Genomic DNA, 20,339 nt, shown 5'->3' on the forward strand with positions numbered 1-20,339 from the left:
ATAACATGATAAAATGGACTGATATAGAGGATATAGCAGTTGCTTTAGAAGATGTATATCCTGATGAAGATATAGCAAATATCAGGTTTACTAAACTTAAAAAGATGGTAATTACTTTGCAGGGTTTTAATGATAATCCAGATAGGTGTAATGAGAGAATACTTGAAGCGATACAGTTAAAATGGATTGAAGAACGCAGCTAAAGGACGTTTAGTAATTAAATTTAACATATACCAACAATGGGGGGATGTTGTGACAGAAGAAGTTATACAAAAATTAGCAAGAAAGTTCACAGAAGGTGTGAAAGTAGACATACCTTTTATTTCTCCAACTCAAGAAATTATTGGAGAAGCGGTAACTTTTCTTAGAAAATATTCTACTAATGGTACGATACCATTAGCTACTTCTACTTCTCTTATAACTTTTACATTATCCTATTTTATTGGTTCTGCCTTAATTAATGCAAGAACTCAAAATCAAAGTATACATGGATATGTAATTACTGCTTCTGTTTTATCATCATTTCTTATTTTATCACTCATACTTAATTCACGGTGTAGAACAATTGCCGAGAATGAAAAAATGGGAAATGAGTTATTAAATAATAATCTAAACAAAGGTGTGGTAGATGAAATAAAGATTATTCTGGACTTTAGGAAAGGAAGAACACTTGAGTATGTTGTTCCAGTTGCCTTAAATCAGGTAGATGAATTAAGGCAACAGATAAGAGAAAATAGGTATAGAATTTTACTATTGTCTATTCCTATAGTAATTCCAGCTGTAACATTATTTGCAATGCTGGCAGCTAATAAATTCAATATTAAAAATCCTTATGTTGCTATTCCAGTATTAATTTTACTTTTTTCTATTTCTCTTGCAAAACTAGGCTTTACTGTACACAAAGCAAAAGGCAATAAAATGAGTGATTACACTTTTCTACAGTTTAGTAATAAAGATATTTTGCTTAATTTTAGCAGCAAAAGTTCGAAGATAACAGTTATAAGTGAGCAACTCAAAAAGCAAGATGTTGATAAAAAAGAAGATAAAAAGGAAGTAGAAAATAATGAAGATGAGTATTGTTCTGATGTAGATTCGAACGAAGAAGAATATGGGCCATCTGTTACTCGTAGTGGTAGCACTGATACTATGCATAGTGCGTTTAGTCAAGAATTGAATACTAGCAGTAACACACAAATAGAAAAAGATGGTGGAGTATTAAGTAGTATAATGACTGGAGTAGGAGGAGCATTAGGAGCAACAAAACCAGTTGAAAAAATTGCGTGTGCAATAGAGGCAACATGCAAAGATATATCAAAAGCAGCACAAAAAGTAGAGAAAATGGGATATGATATATCAGAATTAAAGGCACCAATAAAGCAAATGTGTGAAGATGTATCGAGTGCATCAAGGCAATTAAAGCAAACATCAAAAGACGTATCTGAAACTGCAAAACAAGGAAGTCAGGTTTTAACTGATATCTCAATACTTATTAAAGATATAAAATCTTATTTTCCAAATGAAAATGATAATACTCGTTTAGAAGTGGAACTTGAAGGTGTATTACCAATACTTACATCTAAGCTTAAAGCTAAAGATGAAAATGGCGACTTAGATGACACTATAAGTAACTTAGTAGATGGCAAAGTAATAGTTATTTATAAGAATGGATCAACCTTAGAGTTTATCACACCTGCAGAAAAAGCTGGAGCAAGGGAAGAAATGAGTCGCTTTACGGAATTATGTGTAGAAGGCTTAGGAGTGACAGTAGGAGAAAATGCTTTACTTTTGATTCCAAAGGATTGTAATTTTTTAATACTTAAACTTTATTTGGTTTTTAGAACTTTATCTTAGGCTTAAAAATGGAATTTTAGAAAGAGTAAAACAATGCTTCAGCAAATTCTCTGGCATTAAAATCCTTTAGATCTTCTATGCCTTCTCCTACTCCAATAGCATGTAGGTTAATTTTATATTTTTGTGCAAGCCCTACCACTACTCCACCTTTAGCACTTCCATCTAACTTAGTTATGATAAGACCATCGATATCAGCAATTTCTTTGAATTTTTCTACTTGATTATAAGCATTTTGCCCTGTTGTTGCATCCAGTACTAAGATAGTATTGTGTGGTGCGGATTGATCTTGTTTTTGGATGATTTTGCGTATTTTTGCTAACTCTTCCATAAAGTTAGCATTGTTGTGTAGCCTACCTGCAGTATCAACGAGTAAAACGTCTATATTATTTTTAACTGCTTCTTCCATTGCTCTATAAGCAACGCTTGCAGGATCGCTACCATGTTTACCAGTAATTATATTGCATTTTACACGCTCTGACCACGCTTCTAGCTGTTCTGTTGCTGCAGCACGGAAGGTATCACACGCAACAAGTGCTACTTCCTTCCCTAGTTTTTTATACTTATAGGCAAGCTTACCTATTGTAGTGGTTTTGCCATTACCATTCACCCCACAAAACATCACCACATGCGGCTTAGCATTTAAACTGAGCGGCTTTTCTATTGACCTTAAAATCTCTGCTATTTCATCTATAATTCTTTTTTGAATAGTTTCAATATCATTGTTAAGCTTAGCTTTTAAAAATTTACTAACTATGGCACTTGCAGCTTCAACTCCAATATCCATAGTAATTAGTAAATCTTCAAGTTCTGCTAAGCAATCTATTTTTCTGTCAGCTCTAAAAATCTCCTTAATTTTGCTGATAAACTTAGAGCTGTACAAATCACTTAAAAACTTCACTAACTTGTAGCTATTATTAACCGCCAGAAGCAGGATTATTAGCTCCGGTATCAATGTTATAGCCTTGCTGCGAACATAATGTACTTGCTCCTGTAGTACTACCACTAGTTATAAGACTAACTACAGTAGGGGCTCCAAAGAAGATAGCAGCACCAACAACTATCATAATTATTGTAATCAACTGAACCTTACCAAAATAAGCCAAAGCAGCTATAAAGAGAACTATTAAGAGAAGTAAAGGCTTACCAATATTTTTTGCAACCTTGAAAACATTACAGAATACACCTGCAAACACATCAGCACTGGCATCAGTAGCAATAGCATAGTTTGGAAAGATCGATAACGCTAACAATGCCACCAAGACTACAGGAAATATTCTAATACATTTCAAAAAACTAAACACTTTAACTCTCCAACTTTGATGAGGTATAATCTAAATATACAAAATTAATTTTATATTAATTAACCTGTGACACTTATATGTCAAGTGATTTGATGTATTCTTCTTGTGCGAGCAATTCTTCTCTACCGTATATAGCAATGATGTTGTGGCCATTTATATCTTTACTAATGTCTAGGTTAGCACCAAATCTTTTTAAAATTGTTTCGGTACAATTGTTTGTTGATCGTATTTCTGTTATTGTTGTTTTACCTGCAGTGTTTAAAGCAGCAAAAAGTATTGCAGATTTTATTTTAGCTGAAGGAATAGTTAAAGTGTAAGAAATAGGTATTGTACTATCAGAACCAACAACAGCTATGGGAAATGAATTACTGTTGGCAATAAAACCTACGCACATAGATGATAAAGCTTTAATTGTTTCGCTTATGGGTTTTGAGCGTAAATCTATATTACCAGTAAAAAAAGAGGTAAAGGAATATGTTGATAAAAGACCAATGAGCAGATGTGCTGATATGTCAGAACTTCCTACATCTAATACATTTTTTGGAGCAACCAGCCCACCCACTCCAACACCATGTACTGTATATACACTATTGTTTTCAGTAATTTTAACGCCCATAAGCCTCAACGCTTGGACTGTTGGATAGATATTACTATCTTTTGCTATCCCCCTAATTGTAGTTTTACCAACAGCTTGTGATGCTGTAATTAACAATGCATGTGAAGCAAGATCATTCTCTTTATAATTATACATAATCCAAATTAAATAGTTTAGATGCTATCTCAAATTAATAATTGACAAATATCTACTAATTTTATAACTTTAATCTTTGTTTACTTGCAATTTAAAGATGAAAACTTTTTCACTGAAAGAAAGTGATATTGTTAAAAAATGGATACTTATAGATGCAAATGGGATAGTCGTTGGTAGGCTCGCAGCCTTTATCGCAAAAGTGTTGCGTGGTAAAAACAAACCAGAATATACCCCTCATATGGATTGTGGTGATAATGTTATAGTAATTAATGCTGAAAAGGTGTGCTTTTCTGGGAATAAGTTTAAAGATAAGATTTATTATAGACATACAGGTTATCCTGGTGGTTTAAAGAGTTGTACTCCTAAAAATATTTTACGTGGCAAATTTCCCGAGCGAGTTATAAAAATGGCTGTAAAGCGAATGTTAGATGATGGTCCTATGGCAAGAAAGCGTTTTAAGAATTTGTACGTGTATTCTGGTTCAGAACATAAACATCATGGGCAAAAACCTGTAGAGTTAGATTTTGGCTCGTTGAATAGAAAAAATAAAAGGTGTAATGGATGAGTAATATTGTAAATCAAAAGGAAAATTTATTGAAACCACACACTGGTAGAAGAAAAGAAGCAACTGCAAGAGTATGGATTAAACCTGGTACAGGTAAATTTGTAGTTAAAAGAAGTAGAAAAAATAAAGAAGATGCTCTTAGTTATCTAAAAAGGGAATCTATTTTTAGGTTTTTACAAGATCCATTTATTGCAACCTCTACTTTTGGCAAATATGATGTTATTGCAACTGTAAAGGGTGGAGGGCTTTCCGGTCAAGCTGGTGCTTTAGCTCATGGAATAAGTAGAGCATTAGTAAAAATGCGTCCTGATCTACATTCCATACTACGTAATGAGGGTTTTTTAACTAGAGATTCACGTAAAGTTGAGCGCAAGAAGCCTGGGTTACATAAAGCTAGGAAAAGACCTCAATTTTCTAAGAGATAATCTTTGTTTTATGGAATGTAAAAGAGTTGCAGTAATTGGTGCAACTGGCTACACCGGTATTGAGGTTGTACGCCTTTTACTTAATCATCCTAGTGTTACTATTGAATATTTATCAGCAAATCAGAACACTGGTTTGTTATCTGAGATTTATCCCCATATTTTAAATGATGACTTGTTTGTTATCAGTATAGATGAGGTTCGTTTTGATAATTTAGATGCTGTTTTTTTATGTTTACCTCATGGTCAGTCTAATCGTTTAGTTGCTAAAATACCTAAAAAAGTAAAAATAATTGATCTATCTGCTGATTTTCGAATTAAGAATTTATCTTTATATGAAGAATGGTATGGTGCACATAAATCTCCAGACTTAGTTAAAGATGCTGTTTATGGTCTATCAGAAATACATAGAGAGAATATAAAAACTGCTCGCTTAGTTGCATGTCCTGGCTGCTATGCTACCGCTGTTCTTCTGCCGCTCTTGCCCTTATTAGGGCTAGGTATAGTAAAGGAAGAACATATCATTATCGATGCCAAATCAGGGGTCAGTGGTGCAGGAAGAAGTCTAAGTAGTGAGAATTTATTTTGTGAGGTAAATGGCAGCATTAAAGCATATAAGATCTCTAATCACCGCCATATACCAGAGATTGAACAAGAAGCAGGATTAATTTTACAAAAAGATATTAAAGTGCAATTTGTTCCACATTTAATTCCGATAAATAGAGGAATTTTATGTAGTATATATTTAAATCTTAAAGAAAATTACTCTTTAGATGATATAAATAGTAAGCTGAGGTCTTTTTATAAAGATGCTCCTTTTGTTGCAATTAATGCGAATAAATCTATAAATATTCGTTCTGTAGTTGGTACGAATCAATGTCAAATTGACATATTCTTAGGGAGGGTAGAAAATAGTATAGTTGTAGTGTCAGCAATAGATAATTTGCTCAAAGGTGCAGCTGGTCAAGCTTTGCAAAATTTTAACATAATGTTTGGTTTTGATGAAATGACAGGGCTGTCAAATATTCCTTTTTATCCATAAAATGGGCTTAAATGATAAATTTAGTTGACTATAACTGAGGACTTAATATTCTATCTGTGTTAAAATTTTTTGAATAAAAAGGTATATATATGAGTAAAAGTGAAGTTGTTGATGAAGTATTTGAACAATGTACTAATAAATTTGATTTTATAAAAAAATCTCATGTTAGTGAGGTATATGATATTTTTATGCAAGTAATAAAAAATAAGTTACACGAAAAAGGTGAAGTTCGTTTGCATCAAGTAGGTACCTTAAAGGTTATTCAGTGTAAGGAGAAGCAATGCCATAATCCTCAAAAGAAAGGTGAAAAGATTACTGTGCCTGCACAAAAAAGAGTGAGATTTAAAGAAAGTATAAGTCTTAAAGAAAGTATTAATTCTTAGTTAAAATTACCTTCATTTTTTTTATTGAATGCTCTATTCCATTAAAGAGAGCGTTACATATTAAAAAGTGTCCTATGTTGAGTGCTGAAATGTGTGGTATGTTTGCTATTATTGCAGCACTTTCATAGGTTAATCCATGTCCTGCATGGCATTCTATTTTGTGTTCAGCTAGATGCTTTGCTGCATTAATGATTAGATCAAATTCTTTTGCTGATGGATTATTGCAATAATTTCCGGTGTGGAGTTCTACAATATCTGCTTGTAACTCTTTTATATGCTTTAGTTGTTCAATATCTGGTTCAACAAAAAGTGATACTTTAATATCCAGCTTATGCACTTCTTTTGTTAAGATTATTAACTCTTTTCTTAGATCCTCATTTGTAAGATCTAGGCCTCCCTCAGTTGTTATTTCCTTTCTATTTTCTGGTACTATGCAAATAGAGTAAGGTTTTATTTGCTTTGCTATTGTTAGCATTTCATGTGTAGGTGCAATTTCTAAATTTAATTTTCCAATATTATTTTTCAAATTTTGCACATCTTGATCTTTTATGTGTCTTCTATCTTCCCTTAGATGAACTGTAATAAAGTCAGCACCCGCACTTACTGCAGCTAAGGCTATATCTAAAGGATTTGGATATGATGTGCCACGTGCGTTTCTCAGTGTTGCTACATGATCTATATTTACTCCTAAAAGAACATCATTCATTACTTTACCATCCATTTAATATATACTATTTTTAATTCTAAATTATACAAAATCTCCAGAATTTTTCTTTACCTTTGCTTATACCTATTCTTGGAGTACATATGTAATTTGGTGAAATATCTGAATTATAAATACAAAAATTGTGATTCAATGTTAAATCTTGTTGATTATGTTCTTTCGTCATACTGAGTGTTTTGCATAATTTGCCTGGCCCGTTTATGTCTAGTGTATTTGGTTCTATAAGCTTAATCCCACGAATAAGTACTGCAGCTGGATACCCTTGCTTTTCTGTTACTGCATTGAAACAATAATACATACCATAGATAAAGTATATATAAGAAAAGCCTGGTGGACCAAACATCGCTGCAGTACGTTTGGTATAGCCTTTAGATGCATGACATGCTGGATCTTCCTGTCCAATGTATGCTTCTGTTTCTGTGATAACTCCTTTGTAGCTGAAGAATTTTAGGGTTTTTCCAAGTAATTCTGCAGCAACAGTAAGTGTAGAACGGCTGTAGAAATGTTTTGTCAATATTAAATTACCTGTCATAAACTTGTTTGGATATGTGTTAAATGCCGGTTGAGCCAAATCCTCCACTACCACGCTTAGTTTTTTCATTAAACTCATCAACTAGTTGCCATTTCACCTTAACTATTGGGCTAATTATAATCTGTGCTATTCTATCTCCTTTATTTATAGTATATGATTTATTACTAAGGTTGATTAAACAAACTTTTATCTCTCCCTGATAGTCTGAATCTATAGTGCCGGGTGAATTAAGTACTGTTATGCCAAATTTCATTGCTAGACCCGACCTTGGGCGTATTTGCCCTTCATAGCAATCAGGTATTGAAATTGCAATGCCAGTTGCAATCAATTCTCTATTCATCGGCTCTATGTTAATGGGATTATCTATAGCTGCATAAAGATCCATTCCTGCACTTTGTGGTGTTGCATAAGATGGTAGTAATAGACCCTCATAATGAGGAAGTGTTTTTATTTCAATAAGCATATCTTAAGTAAATGTAATGTATCTAGCGAGTGTATCTTAAACATATCATTCTTTCATTAGAATATTTGCTAACTTTATTACATAAGACGCAATACTATAGAATTACTGTTATTGAAATGGCTAGTTTAACTTTTATGAGGCGAGAATTTGTATCATATTTAATATAAACTAAATACTGTCGTGAAACACTATCCTGAAAACAGGAATTATAGGCAATAGTATGGGCAACTCAGCATTGGATAATTTCAAAAAAGATGTTGATGAAATTAGAAGAAAACTTAGTGAATGGGAAAGTAAAAAAATATATGATCAGCTTAACAACAAAGAGAAAGAAGAGGCACTTCGATACATTGAAAGTATAATTGATCAATTAAAAATTGACTCTCAAGCGCTTGGCATTAACAATTCTCTCTTTGAACAAATGCAGAGGTCAGTAAATGAAATAGAGAAATTCACTAGCAGTTTTACAGCAATGATGACTTCCTTTCGAGAAAGTAATAAAGAACTTGCTGATGCAACTGAAAAAGTGGAAGAAATAGTTAGTAATAATAATGGCCAAAATGTAATAGAGGAGATACGTACACTTTTTATTAATGGTGGGCCTATTCAAGTAAAATTTGACAATCTTGTCCAGAAGGAAGATTTAGGTATTAAGGGCGGAAATTTTGATCTAAAGAATCTTGTTAAAAAATCTGATTTGGGTGTTGAGAATGAAAGTGTTGATCTAAAGGAGCTTGCCACAAGAGAAGAGGTAAAAAAACTTGTACCTAATCTAGATGACCTTGTTAAAACAGTTGATCTCGATAGGCTTAACCAACAAGTAGCTGATTTTGCTAAGCAAAATAAAGCTTTTGATCAAACTATTACTAAAGAGGTCAAAGCGATCTCACAAGGAGTAAATATTATACCCCAAGAAGTAAAAGTAGAATTCGTAAAAGGTAACGAAGTGGCGGGCAGATATGAGACTGAGATAAAACTAGAAGGTAATAAGATTGGTACTTTTTCTCCAACAGGGTATTATTTTTTTGATAATAGGATCTATATCTATGATCATTTGAACTCTCAGATTAGTATTGATCTATCACCGCAATTTCACTTTTTAAAAGTCGTAAAAATTAAAGAAGATGGATATAAATTAGTCTTCTGTAATAAGGGTGGGCAAGAATACTATAAAATTCCAAGTAACTATAGGCTAATTAGTTCAGAAAATCTTAAGGGTACAAAAAATATTAATTTTAAAAAATATTATACTGAAAACGGCTCAAGCCCATCATTTGTTGTTAAAATGAACAGTACTAGTTATCCAAATTCTAGTCAGCATGGTGTAGACGTGTATGAGATAGGCAATGGAGAAAAAAAGATAGGATCACTCATAGATGAGTTTGGTTATTACGACAGTCAAAATAAATTTCATTATTCCAATAATCATATAAATGCTCAGGATCATTCTTATAATTTTCCCTCATTTACTATACATAGAGGAGATACTGAGTGTAGTTCGCATGAAATGCAGGGGGATACAGATAATATAGATCTTGCTAGTGATGAGATAACATGTAGTTTAGTTGAATATGTAGCAAATTATGTAAATGATGTATATATTTAAAATGTACCTTTGGCCGGACTTGAACCGGCATGCTTTTGCAAGCAATAGATTTTGAGTCTATCGTGTCTACCATTCCACCACAAAGGCCAAGATTTAAATTATACTATCATAAATCCGAATAAGAAGGAAATTTTAGTTAAATTACGCTATGCGTTCAAAACTAGCCAAGTTAAGAGATTAGACATACTGTAATAGCTATTGAAAAAAGGAGATAGAATATTTTAGAGAGAAGTAAGAAATTCGATAGAATTAGTTCTGCAAAAATAATTTAAACTTTTAAAGTAGGAGTAGTCTCATAAAATATTATATTGGGTTAGATGTCTCACTCAAAGAAACTTTTATAAGTATCGTTGATGAGAAAGGAAAAGTTGTTAAGGAAGAAGTTGTTGCAAGAAAAAGTAAAGCAATAGCAGAGAACTTGCTAAGTCAAGGCAAAAAATAAGAATCCATAGGGATAGAAAGTTGTCAATATCAATGTGTAAAGAGTTAAGGGATTTTGGATTACCAGTGATTTGTGTAGATGCAAGGGGTATAGCTCAAATGATGAGGGTTGGGTTGTACAGAGAAGTATTAGTAAAATCAGATAAATCTTACCAAATCAACTTGGAAGCAGAAGACAGTTAACATGTAGCAAACAGCAGATTATTGGAACAATAAATTGAAGATATACGGTTGGTCGAGGATTAAAATTTGAAAGCTTTTCTTTAAAAATAGAAGAAATGATCTAGATGAAGTTAGCAAAAACTCAATTGAAGCATTAGTACATAGCTTAGAAACAATAGAAGAATCAATTTGATAAATTACTTTCAGAAAAGTGCAAAAAAGATAAAAATTATTAGCCCAGGGGTTGGTATTATAGTAGCAATGACATACAAAGCTGCAATACACATAGGTTTGAAACATCTTATACAGTTGGAGCATATATGGGATTGAGCCCAAGACAGTATGCTTCTGGGGAGATTGATCGACATGGAAGTATATCAAACAATGGAGTGCAGAAGTATGCTATATGAGGCTGCGCAATCCTTGCTGACAAGATGTAAGAGAAAATTTAAGTTAAAAAGCTGGGGATTAGCAAAAAAGAAAGGTATGAAGAAAGCAATTGTTGCTGTAGCGCGGAAGTTGTCAGTAATTATGCATAGGATGCTAATTGATAGAAAAGAATTTTGTTATCAATAAACACTAAAGGAATATAGGTATAATTTTATTGAAAGTAAAGATAGTAATGCCGATGGAAGCGATAAGCAAGAACAGAGGATGAAGCTAAGACTTCGTATTAGTTGTATTAAATAAGATTTGAACTGACAGTGACGAATTAACTGACAGAAGAATTTAAATATACTATCAGAATCCTGATTTAATATTTTTCTAAAAAGCAATATATCAAGAAAAGTTTGCATTGGCCGTAGCAATATTTGTCTGATTGTTTCGTTGTAAGAACGCAACCAACATCAATCTGCAGATCTTCCAAAGAACTATATTTCTAAAGATGATTTGCATAGTTTTGTGAAGCATTGGTCTGTGGAGAGTGGGTTTTGGTTCTAGAATGATCGATATGCCTAAATAAAGCTGATAATTTCACGCAATATTCTGTACCTCTATGGGAGTGTTCAACAAACTGTGTCAAACAAGAAAAATATTAATATAAAACATGGAATGAACGAAAAAACATCGAATAAAAACAGTGGATTAGTAGACTATAAAGAGTTAGAAAACAACATATTATCGTCCATCCGAGAAACTAACTGGAAAAGGAGGAACTGCTAATCAAAAAGTTACTAGAGGCTAGTTTAGAAGGTGAAATACCTATCAAATGAAGATGAAGAAAATAATCATAGGAATGGCAAAAGTTCAAAGACTATATATACAGATGCAGACTCATTTGAGCTTTCGAGATAGGGATGGAAGTTTTGAGCCACAAAAAAAAGACAGACATCCTGAACTTGAAGCAAAAATTCTTAGTATGTTTGCCAGCGGTATGAGTTACAAAGATCGCATATTGAAGAAATTTATGACCACAAGATATCGGCAGCAGAAATATCAATGACAAATTACTACCAACGAATGGCGTAACTGCAATCTGTATATCCAATAGTATTCATATGTTTTTTAAAGTCAAAGAGGATGCGTAAGTAAATGTATGTATAACATACTAGGTATAGATCAAAATGGCAGAAAAGAAGTATTGGGCTTTTATCTGGCTGATAGTGAGTTCTGGCTTAGTGTATTAAATGATCTCAAAGTGTGGAATCGTTGCCTGTGTAGATGGACTAAAAAGCCTTCCTACAGCCATAAACAGAGTATTTCCTAATGTAGAAATGTGTAGTGCATCAAGTAAGAAATTCACTGAAATATGTATCTAGTAAAGATGTAAAATGAATGATCTGAAAAAAATATATCGTGCTACAAGTAGAGAAATTGCTGAAAATTATTTACTTGAGTTGGAAGAAAAATGGAGAGAATTTAGTTGTAAAATCTTGGCAGAATAATTGGGAGAATTTATCTGGTTATTTCAAATATTCTGGCCCTGTTAGGAAGCTAATTTATACAACCAATCCTATTGAGGGGTTACACCGACAAATCAGAAAATTTACTAAAACCAATTTACCAGTACAAATGCTTTGTACAAGCAGGTATATTGTGCTATAAAAAAGGTAGAGCAAAATTGGACTATACCAAATTGGGCTTTAACTATCTCTCAACTTGATATTTTCTTTCCTAATAGATTGAAAATTCAGTTGAATTAAAATATGGTTTGACACAGTTTGTTGAACACTCCCGAATTTAAATATACTATCAGAATCCTGATTTAATATTTTTCTAAAAAGCAATATATCAAGAAAAGTTTGCATTGGCGTTTTATCATAGCAATATTTGTCTGATTGTCTCATTGTAAGAACGTAACCAACATCAATTTGTAGATCTTCTAAAGAACTATATTTCTAAAGATGATTTGCATAGTTTTGTGAAGCATTGGTCTGTGGAGAGTGGGTTTTGGTTCTAGAATGATCGATATGCCTAAATAAAGCTGATAATTTCACGCAATATTCTGTACCTCTATCAGTCAAAATGCGCAATATCAAAGAATGCTATCATTTAGCAAGAGGTAATTGCTGTCTTATCGACTTAGCAAATGCAACTTCGAGAATAAGTATCAATTGCTGGTAGATTCGTCCTATACCTTTGATATTACCTACATAATAGGTATCTTGAGCACCCAGATAACCTGTGTTTCAATTTTATCATCTTTGTTCTTTCACTTTTTCTAAAGCTGTTAGAATTATTCCATCTTTTTGCTTCTAGTGCTTTAAGTCTTTTCTTAAAAATCTCAACTATCCACCTTCAGATATTATTTTTTTCTCAGCTCATTTTTTATATGCTGGAAATTCTGTTGCTATACAGATCTTTCTATGTCTTCCGAAACTCTGTTTGCAAACTTTCTTACTTATCTCATCTCCATTTTCGTATAACTCCTTGAAGCGATAAAATTTGAATATCCCATACGCTTGTGACACATTTCCTAGTTGTCTTGCTAAAATCCTAGTTTTAGTATTTTTTTTTGCATTGTACTCATTTCTCTTATTTTTTGTTCTAAGTGTCAGTTCAAATCTTATTTAATACAACTAATACGAAGTCTTAGCTTCATCCTCTGTTCTTGCTTATCGCTTCCATCGGCATTACTATCTTTACTTTCAATAAAATTATACCTATATTCCTTTAGTGTTTATTGATAACAAAATTCTTTTCTATCAATTAGCATCCTATGCATAATTACTGACAACTTCCGCGCTACAGCAACAATTGCTTTCTTCATACCTTTCTTTTTTGCTAATCCCCAGCTTTTTAACTTAAATTTTCTCTTACATCTTGTCAGCAAGGATTGCGCAGCCTCATATAGCATACTTCTGCACTCCATTGTTTGATATACTTCCATGTCGATCAATCTCCCCAGAAGCATACTGTCTTGGGCTCAATCCCATATATGCTCCAACTGTATAAGATGTTTCAAACCTATGTGTATTGCAGCTTTGTATGTCATTGCTACTATAATACCAACCCCTGGGCTAATAATTTTTATCTTTTTTGCACTTTTCTGAAAGTAATTTATCAAATTGATTCTTCTATTGTTTCTAAGCTATGTACTAATGCTTCAATTGAGTTTTTGCTAACTTCATCTAGATCATTTCTTCTATTTTTAAAGAAAAGCTTTCAAATTTTAATCCTCGACCAACCGTATATCTTCAATTTATTGTTCCAATAATCTGCTGTTTGCTACATGTTAACTGTCTTCTGCTTCCAAGTTGATTTGGTAAGATTTATCTGATTTTACTAATACTTCTCTGTACAACCCAACCCTCATCATTTGAGCTATACCCCTTGCATCTACACAAATCACTGGTAATCCAAAATCCCTTAACTCTTTACACATTGATATTGACAACTTTCTATCCCTATGGATTCTTATTTTTTGCCTTGACTTAGCAAGTTCTCTGCTATTGCTTTACTTTTTCTTGCAACAACTTCTTCCTTAACAACTTTTCCTTTCTCATCAACGATACTTATAAAAGTTTCTTTGAGTGAGACATCTAACCCAATATAATATTTTATGAGACTACTCCTACTTTAAAAGTTTAAATTATTTTTGCAGAACTAATTCTATCGAATTTCTTACTTCTCTCTAAAATATTCTATCTCCTTTTTTCAATAGCTATTACAGTATGTCTAATGAAGTCAAAACGGGTATAGGAACAGTGGAATTAGCTCTTTTAAATAATGAGAGACATCGTAATTAATGATTTGATCTAACAATAAAAAAGGAGTGTTAGAGTAGCCTTTAATTGCAGTTTACGTTGCATTTTTAAGTAAATAATGCCTACTGCCAGGTTTTATAGGCGGGATTAATTTTAATTTTTCAGGAATGTTATCATCAGTATAGTTTTGTATATTTAGATCAAGTAATGAAATCACTGAAAAAGGCAAACAAGTTTCACTATTTCTGTTAATCAAAGCAGCTTCTGCTATGATTTTCCCTCCATATTCCTTTGCACATTCTGCAGTTTCTAAAGAAGACTTACCAGTGGTTATTACATCTTCCACTATTAATATCTTATCCCCCTTCTGTATTTCAAAACCACGACGCAAAGCAAATTTTCCATCAATTCGCTCACAAAAAATAGAATTAATGCCAAGTTGCCTTCCTACTTCATACCCTACTACTATTCCACCTATCGCTGGCGATAAAATCAGATCTATCTCATCTAAGTTACTGATAGTAGCATGAATTTTATCAACTAACATTTTACAGACTTTAGCAGCTCGACTTGGCCTTTCAAAGAGTTTGGCACATTGCACGTAAACGCTACTATGCAGTCCGGAAGATAAAATAAAATGCCCTTCTAAAATTGCTCCATTTTCTATAAACTCTTGAGTGATAGGACAGTTTTTTTTATTTAACACGTAATTAATAACATAGTTAATTTTATATTATACTCTTTTTAAGAAAAAAGCTCTAAACTATTTTCAATAGCAAATTCTTATTTATTTATATCTAAAGCAGCTGAGATTATCGCTTCCTGCTCTTTATTATGAATGCTTAAGTAACCGCATGCAGGAGATGAAGATGCAGGTCTTGCTATGCATTTAGGACGCTTTGCTCTATGACTGTTTATCTTAGTTAATTCATCCTCTATTAAATGACTGACAAAAAACCAAGCTCCCATGTTGTATGGTTCTTCTTGACACCATATTACTTCCGCGTTTTGATATTTTTTTAACTCGCTTGCAAGCTGCTCAGCTGGAAAAGGATAAAATTGCTCAAGACGTATAATAGCTATGTCATTTATTTCTTTAGATTCACGTACCTCTATTAAATCATAATATAATTTTCCACTACATATCAAGAGCCTCCGTATTTTTGCATTTTCCACTAAATTTGCACTTGTTTCTGCCATGACTGATCTAAAGCTTCCTTCAAAATCAGATAGATTAGAAACTGCTCTTTTATGACGCAAGAGCGACTTTGGTGTAAACACTATAAGAGGCTTACGGAAATCTCTATGTATTTGCCTACGCAAAGCATGAAAATAATTAGCTGGAGTTGAACAATTAATAACCTGCATATTATCCTCTGCACATAATTGTAAAAATCTCTCTATTCTTGCCGAGCTGTGCTCAGGACCTTGTCCTTCATAACCATGAGGTAAAAGCAAAACCAAACCGCTAGAGCGAAGCCATTTTGTTTCAGCAGATGAAATAAACTGATCAATAATAATTTGGGCACCATTAGCAAAATCGCCAAACTGCCCTTCCCACAGAACAAGAGTATTAGGGCAGTCTAAACTGTAACCGTAATCGAAACCCATAACCGCATATTCTGATAATGGACTATCTATTACTTCAAAATATGCCTGTTTTTCATCTATATTATTTAGAGGTATAAAAACTTCTTCTGTAACTTGATCTACAAGTTTAGCATGACGATGGGAAAACGTTCCTCTACCACTGTCCTGACCTGACAAACGTATTTTAATATTTTCAGATAATAGTAACCTAAATGCTAAAGCTTCAGCCGTTCCCCAATCAATGTTACAACCAGAATCTATAGCTGCAAATCTACTAGCAAGTATCTTTTTTATCTTACTGTTAATATTAAACGTACTGGGAACATTGCTATTGATCTTCTCTCCTATTTCCTTTAATTTTTCTATCGAAACTCCAGTATCAGTCAAGTAATCAGTAAAATCACCAATTTGGGGTCTACGAAAACTTGACCAGTTACCAAAAAACCAATCAGCTTTACTAGGAGTATAATTTATTGAATTCCTTAAATTTTCATCTAGAATAGCAGAAAAACTATTATGCAAGTTATTGTGTTCTTTTTCACCTATGATTTTTTGTTCAATCAATTTTTGAGCATATAATTTTGCAGTAGTTTTATGCTCAGATATTAGTTTATACATTAAAGGCTGAGTAAACATCGGCTCATCACCTTCATTATGACCATAACGACGGTAGCAAACTAGATCAATCACTACATCTTTTTTAAATTTTTGTCTATACTCAAGAGCTAAGGAGCAAATGAAGCTTACAGCTTCTGGATCATCACCATTAACATGAAAAATTGGTGCTTCGATAAACTTTGCTAAATCTGAGCAATAAAAAGTAGAACGTGCATTTTTAGGATTTGTAGTAAAACCTATTTGATTATTAGCTATGATGTGTACAGCACCACCTATATTATATCCAGAAATTTTACTCAATGATAAAGTTTCAGCAACAACTCCCTGTCCAGCAAAAGCGGCATCACCATGAATTAGAACTCCAAGTACTGATGACCTTTCATTATCACTTGCCAGATCTTGTTTAGCTCTAACTCTTCCCATAGCTATGGGATTTACTGCTTCTAAATGAGAAGGATTAGAGCATAGTGTTAAGTGCAAATTTTTCCCATCAGTAGATTTTCTATCACATGAATAACCTAAATGGTATTTTACATCACCTGCTACTTCAAGACCATCAGGATATGCAAGATTACCTTTAAACTCTGATATCATAGCAGAATATTTTTTCCCCATAAGCTTTGTTAAGACATTCAAACGTCCTCGGTGAGCCATACCTAGTACTATCTCATTTATATTAAAAGTGAAAGCATCATCTATAACTTGCTCAAGCCCAACTATAAGTGATTCTGCACCTTCAATAGAAAAACGTTTATACCCAGGAAATTTGATATGTAAAAACTGCTCAAACATTTCTGTTTCCACTAAATGTTTAAGTATTGTCTTTCTATTATTTATATCTAAATTGCAGCGTTGATTTTCAATTTTATTTTGCAGCCATTCTTTTTCCTCAGAAGAAGAGATATGCATAAATTCAAATCCAATACTTCTGCAGTAAATATTTTTTAATGAAGTAATGAATTCTTGTGAAGCATCTATTATACCAACTAAAGGCAACTGAGCTTTAAGAGGATTAACATCTGCATAAAGATGGCCATTGCACCTGAAAAAATTGAGTAAGTTAAATTTTGAATCTTCATTTTTCGTGTTAGCAATTATAGGTTTATCATTAGTAGTGAAATTTCCAGAAAAAACTGCTTTCCAATCCTCACTAATTGATTTATCACCAGATAAGTAGCGTTGATAAATTTCATCTACAAAAACTGCATTACTAATGAATAAATGAGAACTATTATTTGAATAATATTTAGACATTATATAATTATCGAAATTACATAAATTAATATACTCTTTTCCTAAACTTTTTGCTACCATTTTTAAAATAATGAGACATTTGCTCATTAAATAAACAAGCAGTCGCTGCTCCATGTCTTAAAGTAAAGACAGCACTAACTCTCTCAATGACAACATAATCATTTACTACACGAAAGTTTATCAATGATTCATATCCTTCATAATCAACTAAAAATATAGACGGCAAATCAGCGTTAGTACTACTAAATTGTAAATAAGTAAATTTTCCATCATCGAATACCTTTAATGGAGCTATTGCTTGGCTGCCTCTACTATGAGCAATAGAGTAGTTAAAATTAAGTCCTTGTGCTACAATTGCAGGATCGCTTAAATCCGGAATAACCGTTTGGTTAGCTGGAATAATTACATCTTCACTTGAACCACTTGAAGATATGTTTCCCTCATTTGATGGGTAAACAAACCTAACTTCGTAAGCAAGCCTAGGATCATCTAGTCCTTTTGCTTCTTCTGCATGAAATTCAAAATGATACACTCTTTTATTAGTAATAATCGTTGCGTTAGTATCAGCATTATCTTCTATAGGCTTTATAAATAATCTATTACCCTCAGGATTAAGTTGCCAACCAGTTGAATCACCCATTGAAATGGTACCAATGCTTTCTCCCTCTTCAAAGAGAATACTAGATTGATACCCATAAAAGCCAATATACTCATGTATTGACTGAGGATTATAGCCCATCACTTTAATGTGATCGTTAGTAGCTATTGGTCGTACTGACTGCTTTGCTAATCCATAACCACTAGAAAGTATAGAAAAAATGAATAGTGATATGATAACTAAAGATTTATTCATATAAATAGGTACCTTGCAAAAAAGGGATTTTAGCATTGATCAAACGGAATTGCAATTGCTCTAACCTAATTCAATAATTGCAAAAAAAACATTTTAAGACATATAAAATATTTCTTAGTAAATAGTTATTTTAAGAATTTTTCTTCCTTATATATAGTAAAAAACAAGTTGAATTTATCATTAATAATACAATTAAATATTTATTTAATGCAATTTTTATATATACTACTCATATATATACTATACATATAATATACATTATTATATACATAAAGGACATTTATATGTATACTTTACATGTTAAAAATTTGAAGCGTTAGATAAACATATAAATATTTTAGAACAAAGGAATTAGTATGAAGAAGATTTTAGTGCAAAAAATAAAGGAGATTATTGAAAACGAGGGATGGAATCAAACAAAAGTAGCCTTACTTTTAAACATTGATCAACCAAAAATTTCTCAAATAAAACACAACAAAACTCAAGGCTTTTCTCTTGAACGCTTATTATCGTTTTTAACTAAATTGCATTTTGGAATGGATTTAGCTAAAACGCATCATGAAATAGAATTATCCCCAAATGAAATAAAATTAGTAATAAACAACAATATAAACTTAAACAATAATAGCACTGAAGATTCTAATATAGATGGTTGTCATTGATACTAAAACAGCTTATAATACAAGCTAATTAATTTATCCTTGAAAATAATGGCTGATGTTATAATTGAAAAATGCTTGTCTCATATTAATAATCGTTTTAAGTTAGTTGTTTTAGCAAGTCAAAGAGTTCACTGTCTTAATACAGGTGCTGAGCCTGCAATTACACATACAAAAAGTAAAAATACAACAATTGCTTTAAATGAGATAGCAAGTAATAAGCTGGATTGTCATACACTGTTTAATCTTGTAGTTAATAGGTGTAAGAAATCTATTGAAGCTACTATTGGTATTAATAAAAAAAGTTTAGATGAATTTAATGATGACACAGAGAGAACAGATTCTTTTGATAATGAAGAATTAAGTGATCAGGAGGATAATTTAAACAATGACCAGGACCTCTTGTGTGAAGATGATATTAACATAGAGGATGAACTAAATTTGTAACACTTTGTATGACAGATGATGACAAGTTTGATTTTTCATTGTGGTGTTCTATTATAAAAAATATAAGGCCCATTGCTAATAATAAAGTACTTCCTATCGAAAAAAAAATAGTAATTTTTAATCCACATAATAATATTAACTACAGTTTCAATAATAAATTTGATTTTATAAAAGAAAAAAAATCAAAGCCATGTGATATCGATCACAACACAAAGCTAAAAGTAATTAAAGGTAAATACGCCTTAGATGATCAGCTAGATTTACATGGTTATAGCCTAGATAAAGCATATTTAGTTTTACTCAACTTTATTACAAAACATTATTATGTAGGTAGTAGATGCCTTTTGATCATTACTGGTTATGGAAATCAGATGAATACTGGATTGATAAAAAATAACTTTGCCAATTGGCTACATAGTAATGAAATACAACATATGATACTATACTACACAGAAGCAACAAAAATACATGGAGGAAAAGGAGCATTCTATGTGCTCCTTAGAAGAATTAGAGAAAAATATAAATAA

Annotated in this window: 23 protein-coding genes, 1 tRNA gene and 3 pseudogenes; 13 read left to right on the forward strand and 14 right to left on the reverse strand. The window is 32.2% G+C overall.

Annotated features, from left to right (window positions below):
* Window positions 1–8: 8 nt before the first annotated feature.
* Entirely contained in the window at window positions 9–203 is a 195-nt protein-coding gene (gene iscX, locus AACL09_RS05415; RefSeq protein WP_339049035.1) for a Fe-S cluster assembly protein IscX, read from the forward strand.
* A 49-nt stretch (window positions 204–252) separates the two neighbouring features.
* On the forward strand, window positions 253–1,851 hold the full coding sequence (locus tag AACL09_RS05420) for a hypothetical protein (protein ID WP_339047584.1): 1,599 nt from the start codon (window positions 253–255) through the stop codon (window positions 1,849–1,851).
* 16 nt (window positions 1,852–1,867) lie between these two features.
* On the opposite strand, the gene ftsY is transcribed toward AACL09_RS05420, so the two are convergent.
* The 3 genes from ftsY to AACL09_RS05435 all read right to left on the reverse strand — a co-directional run bounded on the left by ftsY (window position 1,868) and on the right by AACL09_RS05435 (window position 3,903).
* The gene (gene ftsY, locus AACL09_RS05425) at window positions 1,868–2,749 is read right to left on the reverse strand and encodes a signal recognition particle-docking protein FtsY (RefSeq protein ID WP_410519800.1); all 882 of its coding nucleotides are present in this window, start codon (window positions 2,747–2,749) and stop codon (window positions 1,868–1,870) included.
* Between the two features lie 16 nt (window positions 2,750–2,765).
* Entirely contained in the window at window positions 2,766–3,107 is a 342-nt protein-coding gene (locus AACL09_RS05430; protein ID WP_339047588.1) for a TrbC/VirB2 family protein, read from the reverse strand.
* A 118-nt stretch (window positions 3,108–3,225) separates the two neighbouring features.
* Window positions 3,226–3,903: a hypothetical protein gene (locus tag AACL09_RS05435; protein ID WP_339047590.1), complete on the reverse strand. Its 678-nt coding sequence runs from the start codon at window positions 3,901–3,903 to the stop codon at window positions 3,226–3,228.
* A gap of 97 nt (window positions 3,904–4,000) precedes the next feature.
* Here AACL09_RS05435 and rplM point away from each other — a divergent pair, with 97 nt between their 5' ends.
* The 4 genes from rplM (at window position 4,001) to AACL09_RS05455 (ending at window position 6,315) form a co-directional block, all read left to right on the forward strand.
* Window positions 4,001–4,468 (forward strand): 50S ribosomal protein L13, encoded by a 468-nt coding sequence (gene rplM / locus AACL09_RS05440; protein WP_339047592.1) that lies wholly within the window; start codon window positions 4,001–4,003, stop codon window positions 4,466–4,468.
* Complete coding sequence (gene rpsI / locus AACL09_RS05445) at window positions 4,465–4,893, forward strand: 30S ribosomal protein S9 (protein WP_339047594.1); 429 nt, start codon at window positions 4,465–4,467, stop codon at window positions 4,891–4,893. Before rplM ends, rpsI begins: the two co-directional genes overlap by 4 nt.
* Before the next feature lie 10 nt (window positions 4,894–4,903).
* Complete coding sequence (gene argC, locus AACL09_RS05450; RefSeq protein ID WP_339047596.1) at window positions 4,904–5,932, forward strand: N-acetyl-gamma-glutamyl-phosphate reductase; 1,029 nt, start codon at window positions 4,904–4,906, stop codon at window positions 5,930–5,932.
* An 89-nt stretch (window positions 5,933–6,021) separates the two neighbouring features.
* Complete coding sequence (locus AACL09_RS05455) at window positions 6,022–6,315, forward strand: HU family DNA-binding protein (protein ID WP_339047598.1); 294 nt, start codon at window positions 6,022–6,024, stop codon at window positions 6,313–6,315.
* On the opposite strand, the gene AACL09_RS05460 is transcribed toward AACL09_RS05455, so the two are convergent.
* From AACL09_RS05460 to dut, 3 genes are read right to left on the reverse strand one after another with little or no spacing between them, the layout of a single operon-like run.
* Complete coding sequence (locus tag AACL09_RS05460; RefSeq protein ID WP_339047600.1) at window positions 6,305–7,021, reverse strand: pyridoxine 5'-phosphate synthase; 717 nt, start codon at window positions 7,019–7,021, stop codon at window positions 6,305–6,307. The two genes, AACL09_RS05455 and AACL09_RS05460, sit on opposite strands and share 11 nt — an antisense overlap.
* A 37-nt stretch (window positions 7,022–7,058) precedes the next feature.
* Complete coding sequence (locus AACL09_RS05465) at window positions 7,059–7,571, reverse strand: DNA-3-methyladenine glycosylase (RefSeq protein WP_339049037.1); 513 nt, start codon at window positions 7,569–7,571, stop codon at window positions 7,059–7,061.
* A gap of 19 nt (window positions 7,572–7,590) precedes the next feature.
* Entirely contained in the window at window positions 7,591–8,034 is a 444-nt protein-coding gene (gene dut, locus AACL09_RS05470) for a dUTP diphosphatase (RefSeq protein ID WP_339047602.1), read from the reverse strand.
* 220 nt (window positions 8,035–8,254) lie between these two features.
* Here dut and AACL09_RS05475 point away from each other — a divergent pair, with 220 nt between their 5' ends.
* On the forward strand, window positions 8,255–9,640 hold the full coding sequence (locus AACL09_RS05475; RefSeq protein WP_339047604.1) for a hypothetical protein: 1,386 nt from the start codon (window positions 8,255–8,257) through the stop codon (window positions 9,638–9,640).
* 4 nt (window positions 9,641–9,644) lie between these two features.
* Here the strand turns inward: AACL09_RS05475 and AACL09_RS05480 are convergent.
* A tRNA-Leu gene (locus tag AACL09_RS05480) sits at window positions 9,645–9,727 on the reverse strand.
* A 387-nt stretch (window positions 9,728–10,114) separates the two neighbouring features.
* Here AACL09_RS05480 and AACL09_RS05485 point away from each other — a divergent pair.
* Both AACL09_RS05485 and AACL09_RS05490 read left to right on the forward strand, forming a co-directional pair.
* Window positions 10,115–10,264, forward strand: a complete 150-nt coding sequence (locus AACL09_RS05485; protein WP_339047285.1) for a hypothetical protein — start codon at window positions 10,115–10,117, stop codon at window positions 10,262–10,264.
* A gap of 345 nt (window positions 10,265–10,609) precedes the next feature.
* Window positions 10,610–10,819 carry a hypothetical protein gene (locus AACL09_RS05490; RefSeq protein WP_339047287.1) on the forward strand — a complete coding sequence of 70 codons (210 nt, stop codon included), beginning with the start codon at window positions 10,610–10,612 and terminating at the stop codon, window positions 10,817–10,819.
* A gap of 220 nt (window positions 10,820–11,039) precedes the next feature.
* On the opposite strand, the pseudogene AACL09_RS06540 reads toward AACL09_RS05490, so the two are convergent.
* Window positions 11,040–11,240, reverse strand: a pseudogene (locus AACL09_RS06540) (IS481 family transposase); the annotation flags it as partial.
* Between the two features lie 56 nt (window positions 11,241–11,296).
* Here AACL09_RS06540 and AACL09_RS05495 point away from each other — a divergent pair.
* A pseudogene (locus AACL09_RS05495) lies at window positions 11,297–12,387 on the forward strand (IS256 family transposase).
* A 33-nt stretch (window positions 12,388–12,420) separates the two neighbouring features.
* Here AACL09_RS05495 and AACL09_RS05500 read toward each other — a convergent pair.
* From AACL09_RS05500 to AACL09_RS05525, 6 genes and pseudogenes are all read right to left on the reverse strand, one after another.
* Window positions 12,421–13,155 (reverse strand): annotated as a pseudogene (locus AACL09_RS05500) (IS481 family transposase); the annotation flags it as partial.
* A gap of 209 nt (window positions 13,156–13,364) precedes the next feature.
* Complete coding sequence (locus AACL09_RS05505; RefSeq protein ID WP_339047287.1) at window positions 13,365–13,574, reverse strand: hypothetical protein; 210 nt, start codon at window positions 13,572–13,574, stop codon at window positions 13,365–13,367.
* Between the two features lie 345 nt (window positions 13,575–13,919).
* Window positions 13,920–14,069, reverse strand: a complete 150-nt coding sequence (locus AACL09_RS05510) for a hypothetical protein (RefSeq protein ID WP_339047285.1) — start codon at window positions 14,067–14,069, stop codon at window positions 13,920–13,922.
* Between the two features lie 416 nt (window positions 14,070–14,485).
* Window positions 14,486–15,097, reverse strand: a complete 612-nt coding sequence (gene pyrE / locus AACL09_RS05515; RefSeq protein ID WP_339047606.1) for an orotate phosphoribosyltransferase — start codon at window positions 15,095–15,097, stop codon at window positions 14,486–14,488.
* 77 nt (window positions 15,098–15,174) lie between these two features.
* Window positions 15,175–17,853: a 2-oxoglutarate dehydrogenase E1 component gene (locus AACL09_RS05520; RefSeq protein WP_339047608.1), complete on the reverse strand. Its 2,679-nt coding sequence runs from the start codon at window positions 17,851–17,853 to the stop codon at window positions 15,175–15,177.
* Window positions 17,854–17,878: 25 nt separating this feature from the next.
* Complete coding sequence (locus tag AACL09_RS05525; protein ID WP_339047610.1) at window positions 17,879–18,706, reverse strand: TrbG/VirB9 family P-type conjugative transfer protein; 828 nt, start codon at window positions 18,704–18,706, stop codon at window positions 17,879–17,881.
* 356 nt (window positions 18,707–19,062) lie between these two features.
* Here AACL09_RS05525 and AACL09_RS05530 point away from each other — a divergent pair, with 356 nt between their 5' ends.
* The 3 genes from AACL09_RS05530 to AACL09_RS05540 are packed head-to-tail and all read left to right on the forward strand — an operon-like array spanning window position 19,063 to window position 20,339.
* Window positions 19,063–19,368, forward strand: coding sequence for a helix-turn-helix domain-containing protein (locus AACL09_RS05530; RefSeq protein ID WP_339047612.1), 306 nt, complete (start codon window positions 19,063–19,065; stop codon window positions 19,366–19,368).
* A gap of 48 nt (window positions 19,369–19,416) precedes the next feature.
* On the forward strand, window positions 19,417–19,812 hold the full coding sequence (gene rpoZ, locus AACL09_RS05535; protein WP_339047614.1) for a DNA-directed RNA polymerase subunit omega: 396 nt from the start codon (window positions 19,417–19,419) through the stop codon (window positions 19,810–19,812).
* Between the two features lie 8 nt (window positions 19,813–19,820).
* Complete coding sequence (locus AACL09_RS05540; protein ID WP_339047616.1) at window positions 19,821–20,339, forward strand: Smr/MutS family protein; 519 nt, start codon at window positions 19,821–19,823, stop codon at window positions 20,337–20,339.

It is taken from the genome of Candidatus Mesenet endosymbiont of Phosphuga atrata (assembly GCF_964020175.1).
GTDB lineage: Bacteria > Pseudomonadota > Alphaproteobacteria > Rickettsiales > Anaplasmataceae > Mesenet.